At 74.9% G+C, this 19,816-nt stretch carries 19 protein-coding genes; 14 read left to right on the top strand and 5 right to left on the bottom strand.

Annotated elements, in window-relative coordinates; all coding sequences use genetic code 11:
- Positions 1-77: 77 nt before the first annotated feature.
- On the bottom strand, positions 78-1,046 hold the full coding sequence (locus VE546_RS01865; RefSeq protein WP_324917174.1) for an A/G-specific adenine glycosylase: 969 nt from the start codon (positions 1,044-1,046) through the stop codon (positions 78-80).
- A 197-nt stretch (positions 1,047-1,243) separates the two neighbouring features.
- Between VE546_RS01865 and VE546_RS01860 the strand changes: the two genes are divergently transcribed.
- Both VE546_RS01860 and VE546_RS01855 read left to right on the top strand, forming a co-directional pair.
- Positions 1,244-3,022 carry a sensor histidine kinase gene (locus tag VE546_RS01860; RefSeq protein ID WP_324917171.1) on the top strand — a complete coding sequence of 593 codons (1,779 nt, stop codon included), beginning with the start codon at positions 1,244-1,246 and terminating at the stop codon, positions 3,020-3,022.
- Positions 2,997-3,644 carry a response regulator transcription factor gene (locus tag VE546_RS01855; RefSeq protein WP_324917168.1) on the top strand — a complete coding sequence of 216 codons (648 nt, stop codon included), beginning with the start codon at positions 2,997-2,999 and terminating at the stop codon, positions 3,642-3,644. The genes VE546_RS01860 and VE546_RS01855 overlap by 26 nt, the downstream gene beginning before the upstream one ends.
- Here the strand turns inward: VE546_RS01855 and VE546_RS01850 are convergent.
- On the bottom strand, positions 3,623-4,228 hold the full coding sequence (locus tag VE546_RS01850; RefSeq protein ID WP_324917165.1) for a phosphatase PAP2 family protein: 606 nt from the start codon (positions 4,226-4,228) through the stop codon (positions 3,623-3,625). The genes VE546_RS01855 and VE546_RS01850 overlap by 22 nt on opposite strands.
- Positions 4,229-4,455: 227 nt before the next feature.
- Here VE546_RS01850 and VE546_RS01845 point away from each other — a divergent pair, with 227 nt between their 5' ends.
- Positions 4,456-5,277, top strand: coding sequence for a hypothetical protein (locus tag VE546_RS01845; protein WP_324917162.1), 822 nt, complete (start codon positions 4,456-4,458; stop codon positions 5,275-5,277).
- A 154-nt stretch (positions 5,278-5,431) separates the two neighbouring features.
- Here the strand turns inward: VE546_RS01845 and disA are convergent, their stop codons facing one another.
- Entirely contained in the window at positions 5,432-6,490 is a 1,059-nt protein-coding gene (gene disA, locus VE546_RS01840) for a DNA integrity scanning diadenylate cyclase DisA (RefSeq protein ID WP_324917230.1), read from the bottom strand.
- 90 nt (positions 6,491-6,580) lie between these two features.
- The gene (radA, locus tag VE546_RS01835; protein WP_324917159.1) at positions 6,581-7,993 is read right to left on the bottom strand and encodes a DNA repair protein RadA; all 1,413 of its coding nucleotides are present in this window, start codon (positions 7,991-7,993) and stop codon (positions 6,581-6,583) included.
- Positions 7,994-8,188: 195 nt separating this feature from the next.
- Here radA and VE546_RS01830 point away from each other — a divergent pair, with 195 nt between their 5' ends.
- Positions 8,189-9,829, top strand: coding sequence for a BACON domain-containing protein (locus VE546_RS01830; protein WP_324917156.1), 1,641 nt, complete (start codon positions 8,189-8,191; stop codon positions 9,827-9,829).
- A gap of 94 nt (positions 9,830-9,923) precedes the next feature.
- On the opposite strand, the gene VE546_RS01825 is transcribed toward VE546_RS01830, so the two are convergent.
- Entirely contained in the window at positions 9,924-10,808 is an 885-nt protein-coding gene (locus tag VE546_RS01825) for a hypothetical protein (protein WP_324917154.1), read from the bottom strand.
- 65 nt (positions 10,809-10,873) lie between these two features.
- Between VE546_RS01825 and VE546_RS01820 the strand changes: the two genes are divergently transcribed.
- The 10 genes from VE546_RS01820 (at position 10,874) to proC (ending at position 19,611) form a co-directional block, all read left to right on the top strand.
- Positions 10,874-11,815: a Ppx/GppA phosphatase family protein gene (locus VE546_RS01820; RefSeq protein WP_324917151.1), complete on the top strand. Its 942-nt coding sequence runs from the start codon at positions 10,874-10,876 to the stop codon at positions 11,813-11,815.
- A gap of 141 nt (positions 11,816-11,956) precedes the next feature.
- The gene (locus VE546_RS01815; RefSeq protein ID WP_414720375.1) at positions 11,957-12,760 is read left to right on the top strand and encodes a sugar phosphate isomerase/epimerase family protein; all 804 of its coding nucleotides are present in this window, start codon (positions 11,957-11,959) and stop codon (positions 12,758-12,760) included.
- Positions 12,757-13,458 (top strand): TetR family transcriptional regulator, encoded by a 702-nt coding sequence (locus VE546_RS01810; protein ID WP_324917145.1) that lies wholly within the window; start codon positions 12,757-12,759, stop codon positions 13,456-13,458. The genes VE546_RS01815 and VE546_RS01810 overlap by 4 nt, the downstream gene beginning before the upstream one ends.
- A 150-nt stretch (positions 13,459-13,608) precedes the next feature.
- Complete coding sequence (ilvD, locus tag VE546_RS01805; RefSeq protein ID WP_324917142.1) at positions 13,609-15,447, top strand: dihydroxy-acid dehydratase; 1,839 nt, start codon at positions 13,609-13,611, stop codon at positions 15,445-15,447.
- A 68-nt stretch (positions 15,448-15,515) separates the two neighbouring features.
- Positions 15,516-16,031 carry a hypothetical protein gene (locus tag VE546_RS01800; RefSeq protein ID WP_324917139.1) on the top strand — a complete coding sequence of 172 codons (516 nt, stop codon included), beginning with the start codon at positions 15,516-15,518 and terminating at the stop codon, positions 16,029-16,031.
- Between the two features lie 188 nt (positions 16,032-16,219).
- A complete protein-coding gene (locus tag VE546_RS01795; protein ID WP_324917137.1) occupies positions 16,220-16,666 on the top strand; it encodes a winged helix-turn-helix domain-containing protein in 447 nt (148 codons plus the stop codon).
- Between the two features lie 17 nt (positions 16,667-16,683).
- Positions 16,684-16,950: a hypothetical protein gene (locus tag VE546_RS01790; RefSeq protein WP_324917227.1), complete on the top strand. Its 267-nt coding sequence runs from the start codon at positions 16,684-16,686 to the stop codon at positions 16,948-16,950.
- A 171-nt stretch (positions 16,951-17,121) separates the two neighbouring features.
- Positions 17,122-17,880: an ABC transporter ATP-binding protein gene (locus tag VE546_RS01785; RefSeq protein ID WP_324917134.1), complete on the top strand. Its 759-nt coding sequence runs from the start codon at positions 17,122-17,124 to the stop codon at positions 17,878-17,880.
- A complete protein-coding gene (locus VE546_RS01780; RefSeq protein ID WP_324917131.1) occupies positions 17,877-18,614 on the top strand; it encodes an ABC transporter permease in 738 nt (245 codons plus the stop codon). The genes VE546_RS01785 and VE546_RS01780 overlap by 4 nt, the downstream gene beginning before the upstream one ends.
- 184 nt (positions 18,615-18,798) lie before the next feature.
- Positions 18,799-19,611: a pyrroline-5-carboxylate reductase gene (gene proC / locus VE546_RS01775; RefSeq protein WP_324917128.1), complete on the top strand. Its 813-nt coding sequence runs from the start codon at positions 18,799-18,801 to the stop codon at positions 19,609-19,611.
- The last annotated feature ends 205 nt before the right edge of the window (positions 19,612-19,816 follow it).

Below are 19,816 nucleotides of genomic sequence, written 5' to 3'. Positions count from 1 at the left end.
GTCCGGAACCGGCAGGAGACCGGTGATGGGCGGCGGGACGAAGGCGGGGTGCGGCGGTGCGTCCGCCGCACCCCGCGTCACACGCCCTGGCCCCGGGGCAGGCCCTGGGGCAGCCGGTAGACGCCGCCCTCCAGCGGCTCCACCAGCCCGTCCGCGACCAGTCCGTCCAGCGCGCGGGCCCGCTGCACCGGCTCGTCCCACACCGCGTCCAGGACGGCCTGCGGCACCGGCTCCGCCGCCTCGCGCAGCACGGCCAGCAGCCTGCCGCGCACCTGGCGGTCGGTGCCCGCGTAGCTCTGGCCGCGGCGCGGCGGGCCGTCGTGCGGGGGCGAGCCGGCCCGGCGCCAGGCGCAGAGATCCATGATCGGGCAGTTCTCGCAGTCCGGCTTGCGGGCCGTGCACACCAGGGCGCCCAGCTCCATCGTCGCCGCGGCCCAGCGCGCGGCCGTCGCGTCGTCCTCGGGCAGGACGGCCCGGGCGAGCCTGCGCTCGGCGGCGGTGGTGGCGGTCGGCGGGAACTCCCGGCCGCCGAAGGCGCGGGCGAAGACCCGCCGGACGTTGGTGTCCAGCACCGCGTGCCGCTGTCCGTACGCGAAGGAGGCCACGGCCGCCGCCGTGTACTCGCCCACGCCCGGCAGCGCGAGGAGCTGGGCGTGCTCGCGCGGCACGTCGCCGCCGTGCCGTTCCGTTATGGCGGCGGCGGCTCCGTGCAGCCGCAGCGCGCGGCGCGGGTAGCCCAGCCGTCCCCAGGCGCGTACGGCCTCGCCGGGCGGTTCGGCGGCCAGGTCGGCGGGGCGGGGCCAGCGGGCCAGCCACTGCTCGTAGACGGGCAGCACCCGGTTGACGGGCGTCTGCTGCAGCATGAACTCGCTGACCATCACGCCCCAGGCGCCCGCCTCGGGGCGGCGCCAGGGCAGGTCGCGGGCGTGTCGGTCGAACCAGTCGATGACGGGGGCGTGGAGGTCGGTGGGGGCGGGGGAGTCGATGGGGCGGAGGTCGGTCGTGTGCAGACCGGTGGCGCTGTGCTCGGATGTGGTCGCAGTCATGGCGCTTCCGATCCTGACACGGCGGGGCGCGGCAACGCAGCGGCCCGCGCCGATGGGCCGCCAGCACCACCCGTCGTACCCCTCTGCCGCACCCGTCGCCGCGCCGCCGTACCGCCGCGCGGCCTGCCCGAGCCCGTTTTCCACACCTGACTTTCGTCAGGGGCGCGGGGCCGCCGGCGGCCGGTAGCGTCGCGAGGGTGAGAGGTGGTGTCGCCGTGCGCAACGCCCTGGCCTGGGTGGCGGCCGGGGCACCCGTGGTGTTCGAGGACCAGTACGGCCGTCTCCAGCCCGTGGACTGGTGGTGGACGGCGGGCGGGCTGGCGGTGCTGGCCGTGGCGGTGGCCTTCGTCCGCACCCGGCCGGTGGTGAGCTGGCTGCTGGCGGCGGGGCTCTCGCTGGCCGCCTCGCCGGGGCTGTTCACCCTCTCCTACGGGGTGGCGCTGGCCGGGTTCGCCCTGGTGCTGGGGCTCCGGGCGGAACGGGCGCGGACGGCGCTGTACGCCTTCGCCGCCGTCGCCGCGGCCGGGACGGCCCTGGTGCCGCTGAGGGCGCCCGACCCGGTCATGGTGTGGCTCGTCCTGCTCGGGACGCTGTTGTTCGGCGCCGTCTTCCCCTGGCTCGCCGGCCGCTACCGCCGCCAGGACCGGCTGCTGGTGCTCGCCCTGCTGGACCGCGCCGAACGCCTGGAGCGCGAGCGGACGATGGTCGCCGAGCGGGCCCGGCTGCGCGAGCGCGCCCGGATCGCCGAGGACATGCACGACGCGCTGGGCCACGAGCTGAGCCTGATCGCGCTGCGCGCCGGCGCCCTCCAGGTCGCTCCGGGCCTGGCGGAGCGGCACCGGGCGGCGGCGGGGGAGGTGCGCGCGGCGGCGGCCGACGCGACCGACCGGCTGCGCGAGATCATCGGCGTCCTGCGGGACACCGGATCTTCCGCCGGCTCCTCCACCGACCCCTGCACCGGCTCCCCCGCCGGCCTGTCCGCCGGCCCCTCCGGCGGGAGAGCGGCGGCCCCGCTGGCCCCGGCCGGGGAGTCCATCGCGGCCCTGGTGGACCGGGCCGCCGGCTCCGGACTGCGGGTGCGGCTGACCGGGGAGGAGGAAGGGCCCGCGGGCACCGCGGGTCTGCCGGAACCGGTGGACCGCGCCGCCCACCGGGTGGTGCAGGAGGCGCTGACCAACGCGGCCAAGCACGCCCCCGGCGCCGCCGTCACCGTCACCGTCGAGCGCGGACCGGAAGCGGTCACCGTGACCGTCGTCAACGAGCCGCCACCGGACCGCCCGGACGGCGCACCGGAAGCCTCCGCCGGGCCGGGCGGCGGCAGCGGGCTGGCCGCGCTGCGGGAGCGGGTCCGGCTGGTGGGCGGGGAGTTCGGCGCGGGAGCGCGGCCCGGTGGCGGGTTCGAGGTCTCGGCCCGGCTGCCGTACGACGCCGGGCACCGTCCCGCGTCCGAGCCTGCGCCCGGACTTCCGCCCGGGCCGGGGGTCGGCACGGAGGAGAGGCGGGACGCCATGCGCCGGCTCGCCCGGGAACAGCGGGCGGGCCGCCGCCGGGTGCTGACGGCGTCCGCCGTCGCGGGCGGGGCCGCGGTCGCCGTGGTGGCGGCCGTCATCGGCTGGTACGCCCACACCACCGCCCACTCGGTGCTGCCGCCCGGTACGTACGAGGGGCTGCGCACCGGTGACGCGGAGGCCGAGGTCCGGCGCGTGCTGCCCGACCGGGTGGTCACCGATCCGCCGGTCGACCGCGCGCCCGCCCCACCGGCCGGGGCCCGCTGCGAGTACTACCGGGCCGACGGCGAGCTGTTCACCAGCGTCGCCACCTACCGGCTGTGCTTCGCGGACGGCCGGCTGACCGAGAAGACCGTCGTACCCACGGCAGGAGGCAGCGGTGACGGACGCCACGGACACGACGGACACAGGGACGACGGTGACGGGGGCGGGGGAGACGCCGGTGATCCGCGTGCTGCTGGCCGATGACGAGGCGATGGTCCGCGCCGGAGTGCGGGCCATACTCTCCGCCGACCCCGCGATCGAGGTGGTCGCGGAGGCCGGGGACGGCCGCGAGGCCGTCGAACTGGCCCGCGCCCACCGGCCGGACGTCGCCCTCCTCGACATCCGCATGCCCCGCCTGGACGGGCTGGCCGCGGGCGAGCAGATCGTACGGGCCGCGCCGGGCACCGCCGTCGTCATCCTCACCACCTTCTCCGAGGACACCTACATCGCCCGCGCGCTCGGCGGCGGCGCCAGCGGCTTCCTGCTGAAGTCCGGCGACCCGCACGAGCTGCTCTCCGGCGTACGGGCCGCCGCCGACGGCGGTGCCTTCCTCTCCCCGAAGGTCGCCCGGCACGTCATCAGCGAACTCGGCGCCCGCCGCCTGGCGCGCGGCGCCGCCGCCCGAGAGCGCACCGAGGCGCTCACCGCCCGCGAACGCCAGGTCCTCGCCCTGGTCGGCGCCGGGCACTCCAACGCGGAGATCGCCCGCCGCCTCCACCTCACCGAGGGCACCGTGAAGGGCTATGTGAGCGCCGTCCTGGACCGGCTGGGGGTCGGCAACCGCGTCCAGGCGGCGATCGTCGCCTACGAGGCCGGGCTCGTGTAGCCGAGCCGTGCCTGCGCCCGCGCGGCCGGCCCGGCCGCCGGCCGCGCGGCCGCCCACGTCACCAGCAGGACCACGGCCGCGCCGAGCAGCGCGCCCGCCGCCACGTCGTGCGGGTAGTGCACACCGAGGAACACCCGGGAGAACGCCGTCAGCACCGCCAGCGGCAGGACCAGCCAGGCGGCGGTCCGCCAGACGAGCACCACGGCCACGGCCGAGGCGGCGGCGATGGTGGCGTGGTTGCTGGGGAAGGACCAGTCGCCCGGTTCCGGGCAGGGCACGATCGGGGCCGCCGCGTCCGCCACGGCCCGGCACGGTCTCTCCTCCCGCACGACCAGCTTGACGGCCTCGCTGAGGGCGTACGCCACCGCCACCGCCACCGGGCCGAGCAGGGCACGCGCGAGCGCCAGCGGCTCGGCGCGCCGCATCCGCCAGCACGCCGCCGCGAGCAGCGCGAGGAGGACCAGCAGCCCGCCTTCGGTGCCGTACTCGGCGAGGACGTGCAGCCAGTCGGGGGCGTCGTGCGCGGCGTCGGTGACGCTGCGGTAGAGATCGTCGTGCGGACCGCTTGGAAGATCACTGCTCATGCGTGAACGGTACGGAACGCCGCGGCGCGGTCACACCTTGCAACCGTCAGGGGGTGCCCCTGACGATCGTCGGGTTCCAGGGGGCCGTTCATCATAAAAGTTGACCTGTTGTGCGGCGGGTACAGCCCTCCGGGGCACCTGATGTCTCGTAAGGTTTGCGCGTGGGATCTCTGCGCAATCCGGTTGGACCCCTTCCTTCCTCCATCTACTGGCGGCGAAGGGCGGTCGTGCTTGCGCTCCTGGTGTCCCTGGTACTGATCGTCGTGTGGGCCGTCCGGTCCGGGAACTCCGGCGACGGCGGCGGGAGCGACCAGGGCAAGGAGCGGGACGGCAACAGGGCCGCCAGCTCCATCACGCCCGGGCCGTCCTCCTCCGAGTCCCTGATCAGCGAACGCCCCGGCGGACGCGAAGAGGTGAGCGGTGGCACCGGCGGCGCGGACGGCGACACGGACGGCTCCCAGGGCGCCGCGGACTCCGGCGGCGGGGGCGCGGACGGCGAGGGGGACGGCGGTGCGGACGGCGGCTCCGGCACCGGCGGCGCGAACGGCGCGAACAGCGGCGCGAACGGTGGTGCGAACGGCGCGAACGGCGGTGTGAGCACCGGCGTTTCGGGCGGAGCCGTGGCCGTACCGGCCGACTCGGGCATCCCCGACTGCCGCCCCTCCTCGGTCGAGGTGACGCTGCGCAGCGTCGAGAACCGGTACGCGCCCGGCGAGGAGCCCACCTTCCGGCTGACCGTGCGGAACAGCGGGAACGGCGCCTGCAAGGTCGACTTCGGCAGCGCGGCCACCGTCTTCACCATCACCGAGGCCGGGGACGGCGACGACAGGGTCTGGCGCTCCGAGGACTGCGCCAAGGGCGCCCGTTCGGCCTTCTACCGCGTCCCGGCGGGCGGGACGGCCGTGCGCACCCTGGAGTGGGACCGCCGGCACAGCACCCCCGGCTGCGGCACCCCGGGCCGCGCCGCCGCGGCGGGCACCTACCTGGTCGAGGCCGAGGTGGAGGGGCTGAAGAAGGTGCGCACCTCGTTCGTCCTCAGCAAGGACTGAGCGCCGGCAGGGGCCGGGCGCGGGCCGCACCGCCGGTCCGCACCCGGCCCGGCCGGTCGCATACGGCCGCGGTGTCGGTTCGCGTACGGCCGCGACCGCCGACCGCGCACCGCCGGCCCGCGCGCCGCGCCGCCGGGCGCACCGCGCCGGACGGTCAGACGTACCGCTCCAGGATCGAGGACTCCGCCAGCCGCGACAGCCCCTCGCGGACCGACCTGGCCCGCGCCTCGCCCACGCCGTCGACGGTCTGCAGGTCGTCCACGCTCGCGGCCAGCAGCTTCTGCAGCCCGCCGAAGTGCTCGACCAGCCGCTCGATCACGGCGTTCGGCAGCCGCGGCACCTTCGCCAGCAGGCGGTAACCGCGCGGCGAGACCGCCGAGTCCAGCGTCTCGGGCGAGCCGCTGTACCCCAACGCCCGCGCGACGGTGGGCAGGTCGAGCAGCTCGGTGTGGGTCAGCCGGTCCAGTTCGGCCAGCGCCTCGGCGACCGTGCGGGACCGCTTGGCGGTCGGCTCGGGCACGTAGTCGCGGGCGACCAGCTCGCGCTCCGGCTCCACGCCCGCGATCAGCTCGTCGAGCTGGAGGGAGAGCAGCCGTCCGTCCGTGCCCAGCTCCACCACGTACTCGGCGATCTCGGTGGCGATCCGCCGCACCATCTCCAGCCGCTGCGAGACCGCGGAGACGTCACGGACCGTCACCAGGTCCTCGATCTCCAACGCGGAGAGCGTGCCCGCCACCTCGTCCAGGCGCAGCTTGTACCGCTCCAGCGTCGCCAGCGCCTGGTTGGCCCGGGACAGGATCGCCGCCGAGTCCTCCAGCACCCGCCGCTGGCCGTCGACGTACAGCGCGATCAGCCGCATCGACTGGCTGACCGACACCACCGGGAAACCGGTCTGGATCGACACCCGCTGCGCGGTGCGGTGCCGGGTGCCGGTCTCCTCCGTCGGGATCGAGGCGTCCGGGACGAGCTGCACGCCCGCCCGGACGATCTTGGTGATGTCCTTGTCGAGGATCAGCGCGCCGTCCAGCTTGCACAGTTCGCGCAGCCGCGTCGCGCTGAACTCCACGTCCAGCACGAAACCGCCGCTGCACAGCGCCTCGACGTTCTTGTCCATGCCCAGGACGATGAGTCCGCCGGTGTTCCCCCGCAGGACGCGCTCCAGGCCGTCGCGCAGGGCGGTACCCGGCGCCACGGCGCTCAGGGAAGCGCGCATCAGGCCGTCGGCGCCGGATGCTCCCCGGTCGTTGGCTGCCACGGCACTCCTTCGGGTCATGCGTACGTACGGGCGAGACCTGGGCAAAGTCTACCGGCGGCCGTCGGCGTCGTGTGGCGCGCTCCGGGCGGGCCGGGCGGGCAGCACCCGCAGCGCCTCCCCCACGTCCGCCACCTCCGTCACCCGCATCCCCGGCGGAACCTTCCCCGGATCGGCCGGCACCAGGGCGTGGGTGAAGCCCAGCCGCGCCGCCTCGGCCAGCCGGCGCTGCACGCCCGTGACCCGCCGCACCTCGCCCGCCAGGCCCACCTCGCCGATGGCCACCAGGTTCTTCGGCAGCGGGGTGTCGCCGGCGGCGCTGGCGAGCGCGAGCGCCATGGCCAGGTCGGCCGCGGGCTCCGACAGCCGCACCCCGCCGACCGTGGCGGTGTAGACGTCGCGCTTGCCCAGGGCGTTGATCCGCCCCCGCTGTTCGAGCACGGCCAGCATCATCGACACCCGCGAGGTCTCCAGCCCGGACGTCGTGCGCCGCGGGGAGGGGATCTGGGAGTCCACCGTCAGCGCCTGCACCTCGGCCACCAGCGGGCGGCGGCCCTCCAGGGTGACGGTCAGGCAGGTGCCGGGCACGGGCTCGTCGCGGCGGGTGAGGAACAGCCCCGAGGGGTCGGCGAGGCCCGTGATGCCCTCGTCGTGCAGCTCGAAGCAGCCGACCTCGTCCGTCGCGCCGTAGCGGTTCTTCACCCCGCGCACCAGCCGCAGCCGGGCGTGCCGGTCGCCCTCGAAGTGCAGCACCACGTCCACCAGGTGCTCCAGCAGCCGGGGCCCGGCGATGGCGCCGTCCTTGGTGACGTGGCCCACCAGCAGCGTGGACATGCCGCGCTCCTTGGAGGCCCGGATCAGCGCGCCCGCCACCTCCCGCACCTGCGCCATCCCGCCCGGCGCCCCGTCGATCTCGGGGGAGGCGACGGTCTGGACGGAGTCCAGCACCAGCAGCGAGGGCTTCACCTCGTCCAGATGGCCCAGGACGGCGGACAGGTCGGTCTCGGCGGCCAGGTAGAGGTGGTCGTCTATCGCCCCGATGCGGTCCGCCCGCAGCCGCACCTGCCCGGCGGACTCCTCGCCGGTGACGTAGAGCGTGCGGTGGTCGGGACCGGCGGCCTTGGCGGCGACGTCCAGCAGCAGCGTCGACTTGCCCACCCCGGGCTCGCCCGCCAGCAGCACCACCGCGCCGGGCACCAGCCCGCCGCCCAGCACCCGGTCCAGCTCGGGCACGCCCGTGCTGCGCGCGGTGGCCACCTGCCCGTCCACCTGCCCGATGGGCAGCGCGGGGGCCGAGACCCGGCCGGGCGCGGTGGTGCGGACGGCCGGGGCGCCGCCGTACTCCTCGACGGTGCCCCAGGCATGGCACTCCGGGCAGCGGCCGAGCCACTTGGCGGTGGTGTAGCCGCACTCGGTGCAGCGGTAGGCGGGACGGTCCTTGGCGGACGACTTGCGGGCAGCCATGGGCCTCACGTTAGTCGGAACCCCTGACAATGCGGACGGGAAGCGCGTCCGGCCGTCCTCCGGAGCCCGCCGGACGCCTCCTCGCGCCCTCCACCGGGCGTTTGTACGTTTTACCGCAGATGGTCACCCGTAAGGGTTAAACCCGCGCAAGCATCACCAGCGATCCCCGGCCTTCCGCTTACGGTCAGCCGGGTGATGAGCACTCGGCGCGAGCACCCCACGCATACCACCGGCGCACACCGGGCGCACCGTGGCACGCACCGCGCCGCGACGCGGCCGCCGGTGTGCCTCGACCCCTACCTGGACCACCTGGACGGGCTGTTCACCTACTGCCTGTCCGTCATGTGCGAGCACGAGGCAGCCGTCACCGTCCTCGGCGAGGCCCTCGCCGTCGCCGAGCGGCAGCGCCGCCGCGGTCGCACCCCCGGCGACACGGCGCTGCACCGGGCCTGGCTGTACGCCCTGGTCCGCTGGGCCTGCCTGCGCCGCCTCGCCGAACGGCGGAAGCCCGCCGAGCCGGCCGGGCCACCCGAACTCCCCGGGCCCGTCGCCACCGAGCGCCGCCGGGAGCTGGCCTCGCTCGCCTGGCCCGAGGCCGCCGGCACCAGCCCCGAACAGCGCGAGGCCCTGGAGCTGGCCGTACGCCACCACCTGCCGGTCCACGAGGTCGCCGCCGTGCTCGGCCTGGACCACGACGGCACCGAGCTGCTGCTGTCCAGCGGCGCCTGCGAGGTGGAGCGCACCCGCACCGCGCTCGCCGTCGTCGACCGGGGCGGCTGCCCGGCCGTCTCCCGGCTCGCCGGGGGCCGGGAGGTGCTGCTGGGCAGCACGCTGCGCCGGGAGCTGGTGCGGCACGTGGACGAGTGCCCCGAGTGCCGCAGCACCGCCGAGCGGGTCCTGGCCGGCGGCCCGTGGCCCGGCACCGCCCCCGCGGACGCGGGGGCGCTCACCGTGCTGAAGGCGCCGCGCCCCGAAGTGCACGCCGCCATGCTCGCCGCGCAGCGCGCCCGCGACCGGCACCTTCCCCGCTTCGACCGGCGCGGCTTCCCCGTCGGGGCCAGGGACCGCGCCGAGCGCTTCGACCGGCTGCGCAGCCGCGCGGTGACCACGACGGTCGTCGCGACCGTCGTCGCCGCCCCGGTGCTGGCGCTGTGGGCGGCGTACCGCGGGGCGCCGCTGGCGGTCGGCGGCCCGGGCGGCGCCCCGGTCTCGGCGGCCGGGCAGGAGGACTCCGGCGGGTCGTACGGCAGGCCCTACGGGGACGAGGGCCGCGCCGGGAACACCGACACCTCCCGCGGCGGGGACGGCATCCGCGTCGACGTGACCGGCAGGACCCCCGGGGCCTTCCCGTCCGGCACCGGCCGCCCGGAGCGGCCGGGCCCGGACGGCACACCGGCGCCCGGGGACCGCACGGGCCCGGGCCGGCTGACGGTCGAGGCCCAGCCGGCGGGGGACGTCACGCTCGTCACGCTCGTCGCCTCGGGCGGCGAACCGGTCCACTGGTCGGTCTCGGCGGACGCCCCCTGGCTGCGGGTGAGCCGTACGCACGGGACGCTGCGGCCCGGCGAGTCGGTCACGCTCACGGTCACCGTGGACCGCGCGCGGGAGCCCGCGGGCGCGTGGACCGCACGGCTCTCCGTCCACCCGGCGAAGGCGGTGATCACCCTCCAGGGGCGCGGGGGCGCACCGGCGCCCGCCGATCCGACACCGTCCGCCCCGCCGGCGACGCGGGAGCCGTCCGGCCCGCCCCCCACCGAGAACCCCGGCGAGCCCTCCGGCCCGCCGCCGCAGCAGCCCTCCCCGACCCTGCCCGTGCCGCCGGCCCAGGACGGCTGAGGACGACTGAGGACGACTGAGGACGGCTGAGAACGGTTGAGGAGGACGGCCGGGAGCGGCTGAGGAAGCCTGGAGAGCCGCGGGAGTCCGGGGCTCAGCCCTCGCCGCCCCGGTCCACCAGGGGCAGGGGCACCCGGCGCAGGAGGCCGTCCCCGTCCGCACCGTCCCCGTCCGCCGGGTGCGGGGCCGTCACCGGCGGGCCCGCCGCCAGGCGTTCCTCGCACAGCCGGGCCAGCCGCTCGTACCCCGCCGGGCCCATCAGCTCCGTCAGCTCCGGCCGGTACGAGACGTACACCGGCTCGCTCGCCCCGTGCGCGGACGGCGCGCCCGTGCACCACCAGTGCAGGTCGTGCCCGCCCGGACCCCAGCCGCGGCGGTCGTACTCGCCGATCGAGACGTACAGCTTCTGCTCGCCGTCCGGCAGCTCCACCCACTCGAACGTCCGCCGGATCGGCAACTGCCAGCACACGTCCGGCTTGGTCTCCAGCGGTTCGCGGCCCTCCCGCAGCGCCATCGTGTGCAGCGCGCAGCCCGCGCCGGCCGGGAAGCCGGGGCGGTTGAGGAAGATGCACGCGCCCTGGTGGAGCCGCGTCTGCCGCTCGCCGTCCTCGGTCACCTCGACCCAGCCGCGCTCGGAGGTGCCCTCCGCGTGGAACTGCCAGAGCTCGGGCGTGAGCCGCTCCGCATGCGCCGCCACGCGCTTCTCGTCGTCCTCGTCGGAGAAGTGCGCCCCCAGCGTGCAGCAGCCGTCGCTCGCCCGCCCCGCGCGGATGCCCTGGCACCCCCGGCCGAAGACGCAGTTCCAGCGGGAGGTCAGCCAGGTCAGGTCACAGCGGAACACCTGCTCGTCGTCCGCTGGGTCCGGGAACTCGACCCAGGCCCGGGCGTGGTCCAGATCGACCTCCTCGCCCGCGGCCCGCCGCCGTTCGCCGTCCATGTCCTGGTCTTTGTCCTGCTTTGCCGTCTTCGTCTTCGTCACGCCCCCAGGGTATGCACCCGGGGCGGGGCCCTGACCGGCACCCGGCCGCAGTAGCGTGGCTCCTTATGAGACTCGGTGTCCTCGACGTGGGTTCGAACACGGTGCACCTGCTGGTGGTGGACGCGCACCCGGGCGCCCGCCCGCTGCCGGCCTACTCCCACAAGGCGGAGCTGCGCCTGGCCGAACTCCTCGACGAAGACGGCGCCATAAGCCCCGAGGGCGTCGACCGGCTCGTCGCCACCATCCGGGAGGCGCTGGACGTCGCGGAGGACAAGGGCGTGGAGGACCTGCTGCCGTTCGCCACCTCCGCCGTGCGGGACGCCGCCAACGCCGACCGGGTGCTGGAGCGGGTGGCCGCCGAGACCGGCGTGGAGCTCCAGGTGCTCTCCGGCGAGGACGAGGCACGGCTGACCTTCCTCGCCGCCCGCCGCTGGTTCGGCTGGTCGGCCGGACGGCTGCTGGTCCTCGACATCGGCGGCGGTTCGCTGGAGATCGCGTACGGCATCGACGAGGAACCCGACGCCGCCGTCTCGCTGCCGCTGGGCGCGGGCCGCCTCACCGCCGCCTGGCTGCCCGGCGACCCGCCCGACCCGGCCGACGTCCGCGCGCTGCGCCGCCACGTGCGGCACGAGATCGCCCGGATCGTCGGCGAGTTCAGCAGGCTGAGCCCGCCCGACCACGTGGTCGCCACCTCCAAGACCTTCAAGCAGCTCGCCCGGCTGGCGGGGGCCGCCCGCTCCGCCGAGGGCCCGTACGCCCAGCGCGAGCTGGCCCGCGCCTCGCTGGAGGAGTGGGTGCCCAAGCTGGCCGCCATGCCCGCCGCCGAGCGCGCGACCCTCCCCGGGGTCTCCGAGGGCCGGGCCCGGCAGCTCCTGGCGGGGGCGCTGGTGGCGGAGGGCGCCATGGACCTGTTCGGCGTGGCGAAGCTGGAGGTCTGCCCCTGGGCGCTGCGCGAGGGCGTCATCCTGCGCCGGCTGGACACCCTGGCCACCGCCTCGGCATCGTGACCGTCCCGGCCGCCCCGGCCACCGCGACCGCCGTGACCTTCCCCACACCACCGCCCCGGGAGCGGGGGAAAGGCCGCCGTACGGCCGGGCCGTCCCACGGCGCGCCGTAGGCTGTTCCCCGTGGTCGATCCAGCGGTGCACATGCCGGAACCGAAGGTCGCCCTCTCCACGGCCTCCGTCTACCCGGAGACCACGGCGACGGCCTTCGAGGTCGCCGCGCGCCTCGGCTACGACGGGGTCGAGGTCATGGTGTGGACCGACCCGGTCAGCCAGGACATCGAGGCGCTGCGCAGGCTCTCCGACTTCCACGGCGTCCCGGTGCTGGCCGTGCACGCCCCCTGCCTGCTGATCACCCAGCGGGTCTGGTCGAAGGACCCCTGGACCAAGCTCCAGCGCTCCCGCGAGGCCGCCGAGAAGCTGGGCGCGGGCACGGTCGTGGTGCACCCGCCGTTCCGCTGGCAGCGCACCTACGCCCGGGAGTTCGTGCGGGGCGTGTGGCGGATGGCGGACGAGACCGACGTGCGCTTCGCGGTCGAGAACATGTACCCCTGGCGCTACCGCGACCGCGAGATGCTCGCGTACGCCCCCGCCTGGGACCCCACCGAGGACGACTACCGCCACTTCACCCTCGACCTCTCCCACACGGCGACGGCCCGCAACGACACCCTCGCCATGGTGGACCGCATGGGCGACCGCCTGGCGCACGTGCACATCGCCGACGGCAACGGCTCCGCCAAGGACGAGCACCTCGTCCCCGGGCGCGGGAAGCAGCCGTGCGCCGAGGTGCTGGCGCGCCTGGCCGCGTCCGGCTTCGACGGGAACGTGGTGGTCGAGGTCAACACCCGCCGCGCGATGTCCTCGGCCGAGCGCGAGGCCGACCTCGCCGAGGCCCTGGCCTTCACCCGCCTCCACCTCGCCTCCGCCGCCCCGGCGGCCGGAACGTGAGCGGCCGGGGCGCGGACGCCGGGCGCGCCGGACCCGCCGCGCGCCCCCCGCGCCGCCGTGGCCGCCCCACGTCGGCGGCCCGCGCAGCGGCCGGTGAGGCCGCGCGCGACCGCATCCTCGCCTCGGCCCGCGCCGAGTTCGCCGAACGCGGCTACGACAAGGCGTCCATCCGGGCCATCGCCCGCGGCGCCGAGGTCGACCCGGCCCTGGTCCACCACTACTTCGGCACCAAGGAGCAGGTCTTCGAGGCGGCCGTCGAGGTCTCCTTCGCCCCCGCCCGCGAGGGGCTGCGCCACCTCCCCCCGCACGGCCCCGACACCCTCGGCGCCGAACTCGTCCGCTTCTTCCTCGGGGTGTGGGAGAACCCGGCCACCCGCGCCCCGCTGCTGGCGGTCGTCCGCTCGGCGGTCAACAACGAGACCGCGGCCCGGATCTTCCGGGGCATGGTGGTCCGGGAGCTGATGAGCCGCGTCGCCCGGGAACTGGACGCCCCGGACCGGGAGCTGCGCGTGGAATTGGCGGCGGCCCAGTTGGTGGGCACGGCGATGCTGCGCTACGTGCTGGGGGCCGAGCCGCTGGCCTCCGCGGATCCGGAGGAACTGGCCGCCCGGCTGACCCCGGTCGTCCAGCACCACCTGACCGGGGACCTGAGCGGAGACCCGACCGGCGGCCTCGGCGGCGGCCCGCCCGGGGAGTGATCCGGGCGTCTTACGATCCGGACTTTTCGTCCAGAACCTGAGCGGGAGGCGTAGGCTCGTCAGCCACGGTCCTTGGGACCGCGCATCCCGGAACCGTCCCGGGCCGATGCGTCCACGGTTCCCGAAGGTTCACGAAGGAGTGGAGCAGCCATGCCCGAGCTGAGGTCCCGCACCGTCACCCACGGCCGCAACATGGCGGGCGCCCGTGCCCTCCTGCGGGCCGCCGGCGTAGCGCGCGAGGACTTCGGCAAGCCGATCGTCGCGGTGGCCAACAGCTTCACCGAGTTCGTCCCCGGGCACACCCACCTCCAGCCGGTCGGCCGGATCGTCAGCGAGGCGGTCAAGGCGGCGGGCGGCGTCCCCCGCGAGTTCAACACCATCGCCGTGGACGACGGCATCGCCATGGGCCACGGCGGCATGCTCTACTCCCTGCCGTCCCGCGACCTGATCGCGGACTCCGTGGAGTACATGACCGAGGCCCACTGCGCCGACGCCCTGGTCTGCATCTCCAACTGCGACAAGATCACCCCGGGCATGCTGATGGCCGCCCTGCGGCTGAACATCCCCACCGTCTTCGTCTCCGGCGGGCCGATGGAGTCCGGCCGCGCCACCCTCGTCGACGGCACGGTCCGCAAGCTCGACCTGATCAGCGCCATCGCCGAGTCGGCCAACGACGCCGTCTCCGACGAGGACATGGCCCTCATCGAGGAGAACGCCTGCCCGACCTGCGGCTCCTGCTCGGGCATGTTCACCGCCAACTCGATGAACTGCCTCACCGAGGCCATCGGCCTGTCCCTGCCCGGCAACGGCTCGGTCCTGGCCACCCACACCGCCCGCAGGGCGCTGTACGAGGCCGCCGGCCGCACCGTCGTGGAGATCACCCGGCGCTACTACGAGCAGGACGACGCCACCGTCCTGCCGCGCTCCGTCGCCTCCCGGGCCGCCTTCGAGAACGCCATGGCCCTCGACATCGCCATGGGCGGCTCCACCAACACCATCCTCCACCTGCTGGCCGCCGCCCAGGAGGCCGGGCTGGACTTCACGATGGCGGACATCGACGCGATCTCGCGCCGGGTGCCGTGCCTGTCCAAGGTGGCGCCCAACGGCTCGTACTACATGGAGGACGTCCACCGGGCCGGCGGCATCCCCGCCATCCTCGGCGAGCTGTACCGCGCGGGCCTGCTGAACGAGGACGTCCACACCGTCCACAGCCCCTCCCTGGCCGACTGGCTCAAGCAGTGGGACATCCGCGGCGGCTCCCCGTCCCCCGAGGCCGTCGAGCTGTTCCACGCCGCCCCCGGCTGCGTCCGCTCCGCCAGCGCCTTCTCCCAGTCCGAGCGCTGGGAGTCCCTCGACACCGACGCGGCGAACGGCTGCATCCGCGACGTGGAGCACGCCTACTCCAAGGACGGCGGCCTGGCCGTCCTCCACGGCAACCTCGCCGAGGACGGCTGCGTGGTGAAGACCGCGGGCGTGGACCCGTCCGTGTGGACCTTCACCGGCCCGGCCGTGGTCGTGGAGTCCCAGGAGGAGGCCGTGGAGGCGATCCTGGGCAAGCGCGTCAAGGAGGGCGACGTCGTCGTCATCCGCTACGAGGGCCCCAGGGGCGGCCCGGGCATGCAGGAGATGCTCTACCCCACCTCGTTCCTCAAGGGCCGCGGCCTGGGCGCCAAGTGCGCGCTGATCACCGACGGCCGCTTCTCCGGCGGCACCTCCGGCCTGTCCATCGGCCACGTCTCCCCGGAGGCGGCCTCGGGCGGCACCATCGCCCTGGTCGAGAACGGCGACCTGATCAGCATCGACATCCCGAACCGCACCATCGAGCTGAAGGTGGACGAGGCCACCCTCGCCGCCCGCCGCGAGGCCCTGGGCGGCCGGTACGCCCCGGTGGCGCGCGACCGGAAGGTCTCCACCGCCCTGCGCGCGTACGCGGCGATGGCCACCAGCGCCGACAAGGGCGCGGTGCGGGACGTCACCAGGCTCGGCTGAGGTCCCGGAGGTCCCCGGGCCCGGCACTGCCGGGAGCCGCCGGGAGCCGCCGCCGCATAATCGGGGGCATGAGCGAGCAGCGGGAGCGCCCCGAGCCCGAGCCGATCCGTTTCTACGGCACCACCTGGGTGGACCACTCCGGTGGCTACCACCTGCGCCGGATCGCGCTCGCGCTCGGGGCGCTGCTGCTGGCCGCCGCCGGGGCCTGGGTGCTGCGGCTGGTGTACGAGGGAACGGCCCTCGCCCGGACCGGCGGCGTGGTGAGCACGCTGCTCGTGGTGGCCTTCGCGCTGTGCAGCTCCATGGCCTTCAGCCGCACGCTCACCGACTACACCCGCGGCCCCGACGAGGCGCGCGGCCCCGCGGACCCGTCGATGCGCCCGATCAAGGTGATCGGCTTCCTCGGCGTCCTGCTCGCCTACGCCCTGCGCAGCCTGGTCGAGGCTCCCGGCGAGAAGCCGCGGCGCGCGGCGTACGACCGCGCCGTCGAGCGGTACGAGCGCCGCGACGCCGCCCGTGCCGCCCGCCGCGGCAACCCGGCCGCCCGGCGCGGTGCGCGGCCCCGGTCCGGCCGGAACCGCTGACGCGCGCCCGGCGTACGCGCCGTGGTGGGACGTGCCCGGCCCGGACGAGGCCCGGACGGGACGGTGGAGGAGGCGTACGCGGTCCGTCCGACGCCGGTGCGCCGAGCGCCTAGGGGTGAACCCCTACTCTTCCCGGACATGTGTCAGAACTCTTTGACAGGTGTCAGGCGCGCTGGGAGCGTGGAGGCATGAGCTCAGGCCCGGCTCCCACGGGTGACGAGTTGTTGAAGGTGCTCGCGGCGCTCGGCAACCCGCACCGCATGCGGATCGTCGCGGCGCTCGCCGGCGGGCGGAACTACGTCAGCCGGCTCGCCCGCGAGATCGGCATGAGCCGCCCGCTGCTGCACATGCACCTGCAGCGGCTGGAGGCGGCCGGACTCGTCGTCGGGTCGCTGGAGCTCTCCGAGAGCGGCAAGGCCATGAAGTTCTTCGAGGTGGCGCCCTTCGTCTACGAGCTGACCCCGCGGACCGTCGCGGAGGCCGCCGGGACGATCAGCGGCGCCGGCGCCCATCCCGAAGCCGGCCTCACCGCCGACCCCGGTGCCGGTGGCACCACCGACCCCGGCGCCGGGAGCCACCAGGACCGCGGGACACACGAGATGCGTGAGACACGCGAGAAAGAGGACGCGCAGTGAACGAGCAGGTGGAGACCATGGCGGCGGACCCGGCCGGCGTGTGGGCGGCGGCCCTGGGCACCGCCGGCTTCTTCGTCCTCCTGACCGTGATCGTCTGGCAGCTCGCCGCCACCTGGCGCGCCCGGATGCTCGCGGCGCGCGAGGAGGAGTACCGCCGACTCGCCCAGAAGTACGCCCAGCTCTTGGAGGACAACGTCGAGCTCCACCGCCGCAGCATCGAGGAGCTGACCGCCGCCCGGACCTCGATCAGCGCGATGGAGAGGATGATGCGTGAGATCGAGTGACGGCGCCGGCCACTCGTACCCGCGCTCCCCACGCCCTCGCGCGCTCCTCCCCGCCCCCACGCATCGCCCATTCCTCCCAGACGCCCCCGTCCGCGCGCCGGACGGGGGCGTCACGCGTATCGGGGGCCGTCGCGCTTGACGCCTCCGGTGGCGCGGAGCATTATTCAACACATGATGAATTCCGTTGCCGGCGCGGCCATCCGCGCGGACGGCCTCACCGTCGTGCGCGGTGGCCGCACCGTCCTGGACGACCTCGCCTTCGAGGTGCCGCGCTCCACCGTCACCGGCCTGCTGGGCCCCAGCGGCTGCGGCAAGTCCACGCTGATGCGCGCCGTCGTGGGCACCCAGGCCAAGGTCACCGGCACCCTCGACGTCCTCGGCCACCCGGCCGGGTCCGCCCCGCTGCGCTCCCGCGTCGGCTACGTCACCCAGGCGCCCTCCGTCTACGCCGACCTCACCGCCCGCCAGAACCTGGACTACTTCGCGTCCGTCCTCGGCCTGCCCCGCGCCGAGCGCCACGAGCAGGTCGAACGCGCCCTCGCCGACGTCGACCTCACCTCCCACGCCGACTCCCTCGCCGGAAACCTCTCCGGCGGCCAGCTCTCCCGGGTCTCCCTGGCCGTGGCCCTGCTCGGCACCCCCGAACTGCTGGTCCTGGACGAGCCGACCGTCGGCCTGGACCCCGTCCTCCGCCGCGACCTGTGGGCCCTCTTCCACCGCCTCGCCGCCGAGCGCGGCACCACCCTGCTCATCTCGTCCCACGTCATGGACGAGGCCGACCGCTGCGAGCGCCTGCTGCTGATGCGTGCCGGCCGCGTCCTCGCCGACGACACCCCCGACGCCCTGCGCGCCCGCACCCGCACCGAGACCATCGAGGACGCCTTCCTCCACCTGGTCGACACCGCCCGCCGGAAGGAGGCACTCCGGTGACTGCCCGACGCACCCTGGCCACCGCCCGCCGCGTCCTGCGCCAGCTCGGCCACGACCGCCGTACGATCGCGCTCCTGCTGCTCGTCCCGGTACTGCTGCTGACCCTGCTCTACTACGTCTTCGACGCCGACCGCCGCGCCTTCGACGGCATCGGCGCCTCACTGCTCGGCGTCTTCCCGCTGATCACGATGTTCCTGGTCACCTCCATCGCCACCCTGCGGGAACGCACCTCGGGCACGCTGGAGCGCCTGCTGGCCATGCCGCTGGGCAAGGCCGACCTGATCCTCGGCTACGCCCTGGCCTTCGGGCTGCTGGCCGTTGCCCAGGCGACACTGGCCACCGGCGTGGCGGTCTGGTTCCTGGACCTGGACTTCGCGGGCTCCCCCTGGCTGCTGCTGCTCGTCGCCCTGCTCGACGCCGTCCTCGGCACGGCGCTCGGGCTGTTCGTCTCGGCCTTCGCCACCACCGAGTTCCAGGTCGTCCAGTTCATGCCCGCCCTGGTCTTCCCGCAGCTCCTGCTGTGCGGCCTGTTCGCCCCGCGCGACAGCATGCAGCCCGTCCTGGAGGCCGTCTCCAACGTGCTGCCCATGTCCTACGCCGTGGACGGCATGACGGAGGTCCTGCACAACACCGACGTCACCGGCGACTTCGTCCGCGACGTCGTGGTCGTCGCCGGCAGCGCCGCCCTCGTCCTGGCCCTCGGTGCCGTCACCCTCCGCCGCCGCACGCCCTGAGCGGACCGGGCGGCAGGTGCCGCCGGGCCCGGTGACCGGAGCGTCCGCCGACTCCGGACGTCCTCCTCACCGGCCCGGACGGGAGGACCACCAGTCGGACGTCCGGGCGGCGGCACCGCCCCGGGTGCGAGGATGGCGGTGCAGCAACGCGAAGGCACCGGACCCGGACAAGGTGAGCCGTTCCATGACCCAGAAGATCGCCGTCCTCGGAGCAGGCAAGATCGGTGAGGCCCTGCTGTCGGGCATGATCCGCGCCGGCTGGCCGCCGTCCGACCTCCTGGTCACCGCCCGCCGCCCGGAACGGGCCGAGGAACTGCACATCCGTCACGGCGTCACCGCGGTCGGCAACGCCGAGGCCGCCAAGGCCGCCGACACCCTCATCCTGGCGGTCAAACCGCAGGACATGGCGGCCCTCCTCGACGAACTGGCCCCCCACGTGCCCGCCGACCGCCTGGTGATCAGCGCCGCGGCCGGCATCCCGACGACCTTCCTGGAGGAGCGCCTCGCCGAGGGCACCCCGGTCGTCCGCGTCATGCCCAACACCCCGGTTCTGGTGGACGAGGGCATGTCCGTCATCTCCGCCGGCAGTCACGCCACCGAGGCCCACCTCCTCCGCACCGAGGAGATCTTCCAGCCGGTGGGCAAGACCCTGCGCGTCCCGGAATCCCAGCAGGACGCCGCCACGGCCCTCTCCGGCTCGGGCCCGGCGTACTTCTACTACCTGGTGGAGGCCATGACCGACGCGGGCATCCTGCTCGGCCTTCCCCGGGACAAGGCGCACGACCTGATCGTCCAGGCCGCCATCGGCGCGTCGGTGATGCTCCGCGACAGCGGCGAGCACCCGGTCAAACTCCGCGAGGCGGTCACTTCCCCGGCGGGCACCACGATCAGCGCCATTCGCGAACTGGAGAAGCACGGCGTCCGCGCCGCCCTCATCGCGGCCCTCGAAGCGGCCCGCGACCGCAGCCGTGAACTGGCCTCCGGCGACAAGGGTTAGAGGGGTTTGGCGTCCGACGCCTCGTCGTGTAATGTTCTCCGGGCTGTCACGGAGCCACCTCGGTTCCTGGCGGCTCTTCTGCCACGTCCGGTGGCGACCACTCACCAGTGTGACTCCCCTTCCCGGGGTGAATTGCGGCGTGCCGTAATTCTGTTCCGGGTGGCTCGATTAGGAGCCGGAAGGGAAATCCGCTAAGGTGGTGAAA

Origin of the sequence: Streptomyces sp. (assembly GCF_035644915.1) — a bacterium.
Taxonomy (GTDB): domain Bacteria; phylum Actinomycetota; class Actinomycetes; order Streptomycetales; family Streptomycetaceae; genus Streptomyces.
Note: the sequence above shows the minus strand (reverse complement) of the source record. Positions and strands in the feature narration are given on the sequence as shown.